The 3654-nt window shown below is 66.4% G+C and carries 3 protein-coding genes; 2 read left to right on the top strand and 1 reads right to left on the bottom strand.

The annotated features are described in order from the left end of the window. Nucleotides 1-538: 538 nt before the first annotated feature. Nucleotides 539-1279 (bottom strand): DUF427 domain-containing protein, encoded by a 741-nt coding sequence (locus U9983_RS22720; RefSeq protein ID WP_322755965.1) that lies wholly within the window; start codon nt 1277-1279, stop codon nt 539-541. A gap of 671 nt (nt 1280-1950) precedes the next feature. Here U9983_RS22720 and U9983_RS22715 point away from each other — a divergent pair. Both U9983_RS22715 and U9983_RS22710 read left to right on the top strand, forming a co-directional pair. Next, entirely contained in the window at nt 1951-3027 is a 1077-nt protein-coding gene (locus tag U9983_RS22715; RefSeq protein ID WP_322755964.1) for a YbhN family protein, read from the top strand. Between the two features lie 120 nt (nt 3028-3147). Then, a complete protein-coding gene (locus tag U9983_RS22710) occupies nt 3148-3588 on the top strand; it encodes a peptidoglycan-binding protein (RefSeq protein ID WP_322755963.1) in 441 nt (146 codons plus the stop codon). Nucleotides 3589-3654 lie beyond the last annotated feature (66 nt).

Raw genomic sequence — 3654 nt, 5'->3', positions numbered from 1 at the left:
CCCCCAGGTTGCAGCCTGATCGACTTAGAGCGCCCGGCAATAGGGGACGCGGCGTCGCGGGGCTGGGGCATTGGGTCCAGTCCCGGTGCACGATGGCATTGATAATTGCCTCACGTGCCGCGGGGCGGGGAATCGCGTCGCCGATCCCCCGCGCTCCCAGCCGCACCGGGTCTCGTCATCGACGCCCACGATCGCGACGCCACCGCGGGCGTTCGCGAAGGCGTCTGCCAGATCACGAGCGGTCGGTTCGTGCTGAGTACCGCCAGCCGTCATCGAGCTGCCCATCGAGCGCCGAGACTGATCTTCCTTGAAGTCCAACGTCTCGGTTTCGACGTCGGCGGCGCGGACGCCCGCATAGACGGTCGCGAGCGCCCTGGACGCCTCAGCGCGCCTGGGATCACACCAGGTCGAAATCACGATGCGACCACCACGAGGAGGCTGAGTCGATACTTCACAACCATGAAGTACAAGGTTCTGGCCAAGCAGGGCTTGATCCGCACCTTCACCGGCGAGCCGCGGACACCGCGGACCGGCGTTCCTACCCGCGCGCCGACCACTTCGTGGCCGGGCGGGGCTGGGTCACGCCGTCCACGATCAGCTCGTCGACCCGCTCGTCGAAGAAGCAGACCAGAGCCTCGATCTTCGGGCATTCCGGAATCGGAGCCGGGTAACTCCACGCGATGTCGACGACCGTGCCATCCACGGTCATCGACCAGTAGCGGGCAAGCCCCTTGTACGGGCAACGCGACGTCGTCGCACTCGGCGTCAGCAGGTCCATCCGGACGTCGGCCCGGGGCAGGTAGTAACGGGTAGGCAGGCCGGTCTCGAACAACAGCGAGGGACGATGACTGTCCGCGATGACATCTCCACCCATGACAACCTGGATATGCCGTGACGACCTCATCACGTCCACCCGCGCGTACGGATCTCTCGGATGGACGAACACCTCGTCGTCCTCCTCGAACCAGGCATCCATTTTATCCCAGTAGAATGACAGATAACCGGATATATCCGGGCAGGACGCGAGGGGTTCGGGGTAGGCCCACACCGCGTTCTCCACCATCTGGCGCCGGGCCACGGTCTGATCCCCCGCGTCACCGACGGCAACGGACCAGTAGGACGCCTCCCCCTTGAACGGGCAGTGGCTGCGGTGGTCGGTCGGGACCAGCAGATCGAGCCGGACGTCGGCCCGCGGGAAGTAGTAGACGGGCCGATGCCCGGTCTCGAACAGGTACAGCACGCGCCTCGAGTCGGCGATCACCACGCTGGCGAGGCTCACCCGGACGCGTCGTGGGCATGGTTCAACCCACACCCGGTACCCTTCGAGCCGCGGTACCGGACCACCTGTCGGTGACCCCTGGGATGTGTCCGTCGGTGGGATGTCCGTCGTGGTGCTCTCCGCCCTCGGACCGCCGGTCCCTTGCATGACGCCCTCCCTGTTCACCTACCCGGTGTCATCCGTCCCGAGTCGCCGGCCGTCCCGAGTCGCCGTCCGTCCCGCGCATCCTCGTCCTGAATGCCCGCTGACGCGATCCGGTGGTTCTCGCGATCTACGCCCCTATTGCCGGGCGCTCTTGTTGTGCATGAAACCGAGGACACACAACGTAACCGTCCTTGTCCGGCACCGGGCACGCCCAGTGCGATAACGGCCCGCGCCGAATGCATGGTCATCCAGATCCGGGATGATAGGCCCGTGTGCGACTATGGATCAGGCGTAGGGCAGCTTGCCGGCGGGTCACCATGAGCCCCGGCGCCAGAGCTCGCAGGGCCGTCCAGGTGGCGGACAGACCCGTCTCCGGCCGCCCGCGGTCCGGTGGCGCCGACGCCTGCCGGCCGATCCCCGAGGCGCCGATGACCGACGCGCCCTACCCAACCGAAACATCACAAATTGGTAACTGTCGGTAGCAGTTCGCGCATGACAGCCGTGGCATCCGACAGCATGGATACGTGATGTCGGTTCGGGTGCCGATGTGGCTGCGGCGGGGAGCCTCGGTGGCGGTACTCCTACTCGTGATCGAGTACGCGCTGCTTCCACAGCTCGCGGGTGCGCGCAAGGCCCTGGAGACGCTTTCGGACGTTGAGCCGACGTATCTCGCTGTCGGTCTGTGTCTGGAAGCGGCGTCGCTGCTTGCCTACGCAATGTTGACCCGTAGTGTGCTTGCCCGCGAAGGCCGGCCGTCGTTGTGGACGCTGGCGCGGATCGACGTGACATCGCTCGGCGTCAGCCACATGCTGCCCGGTGGCGCCGCCACCGCGAGCGCCCTTCGCTACCGTCTGCTGCGCAGCGCCGGGGTCGGTGCATCCGAGGCGGTGTCCGCCGCGGCGATCCAGGGCGCCGGCTCAGCGGTCGTCCTGAACGTGATGCTGTGGATCGGCCTCCTGGTCTCCATCCCCACCCGGGGCGGCAACCCGATCTACGGCACCGCAGCCGCGGTCGGGACGCTACTGATCGCGGCCGTGTTCGTCGGGGTGGCACTGCTCACCCGCGGGAGCGAGCGGTCCATCCGCATCGTCCGCGCCGCCGCCGGCCGCCTGCCGGGGGTGTCACCGGGCAGTGCCGAAGAGCTCATCCGCACCCTTGCCGATCGCCTTCGCGTCCTCGGCAAGGACAAGCCCCTGCTCATCAAGGCGACGGTGTGGGCAGCCGCGAACTGGCTGCTTGACGCCGCATCCCTATGGGTGTTTTTGTATGCATACGGTCATGCAACGGCGCTGGACGGCCTTCTGATCGCCTACGGACTCGCGAACGTGCTCGCAGCCATTCCCATCACACCCGGTGGGCTCGGGATCATCGAAGGCGTACTCGTACCGACACTCGTGGGTTTCAGCACGACCCGGGCCATCGCGCTGCTCGGAGTGGTGACCTGGCGACTGGCGAACTTCTGGCTTCCCATCCCGGCGTCGGCTCTGACCTACCTGTCGCTGCGGACCGGTCCCCTGCTGCACCGACGGCTACCGGCCCAACGCCCATGGACGACCCCAAACACGATCAACGATGAAACGATCAACAAGGAGACGACCGCCTGATGCAGGCCGCGGTCATCTCCAGCCCCGAAATACGACTGACGGGAATAGAATTGTCACTCATAGTGAGTGATGGTGGCGCCACAGGTCGCCGCAAGGACCAAGCACTGAAGGAGGCCGATCATGGCACTGACCTGGCCCATGCAGAAAAGCGGTAAAACCGGCGAAGCAGTACGTACCGTACAGTTCCTGCTCCGTGTGCACGGGTACACGGTGGCCGTCGACGGGAACTTCGGACTACAAACCGAAGCAGCGGTGCGCGGCTTCCAGACATCACAGGGGCTTACGACCGACGGCGCAGTGGGCGACCAGACCTGGCCGACGCTCATCGCGGTCGTCCGCCAGGGCGACCGGAGCGAGAAGGGCGACGCGGTGCGCGCCGTCCAGGACCAGGCGAACTTCCGTGCCGGGGATCCTGCCCATCCCTTCCCGGTGGACGGAGTCTTCGGCACGCTGACCGACGCGTGGGTGCGAGGGTTCCAGCAGGGCGTCGGAATCAGCGCCGACGGGGTCGTCGGACCGGTCACCTGGAACCATCTCGTCAACGAAGCGCTCAACACCTGACCCGCACAACGGATCGCACGAGCAGGGCAATACCGAAGGCCGGCATCGCAGACTCCAGTCGCCGAC

This window comes from Protofrankia sp. Cas3, from assembly GCF_963555955.1.
Lineage (GTDB): Bacteria > Actinomycetota > Actinomycetes > Frankiales > Frankiaceae > Protofrankia.
Note: the sequence above shows the minus strand (reverse complement) of the source record. Positions and strands in the feature narration are given on the sequence as shown.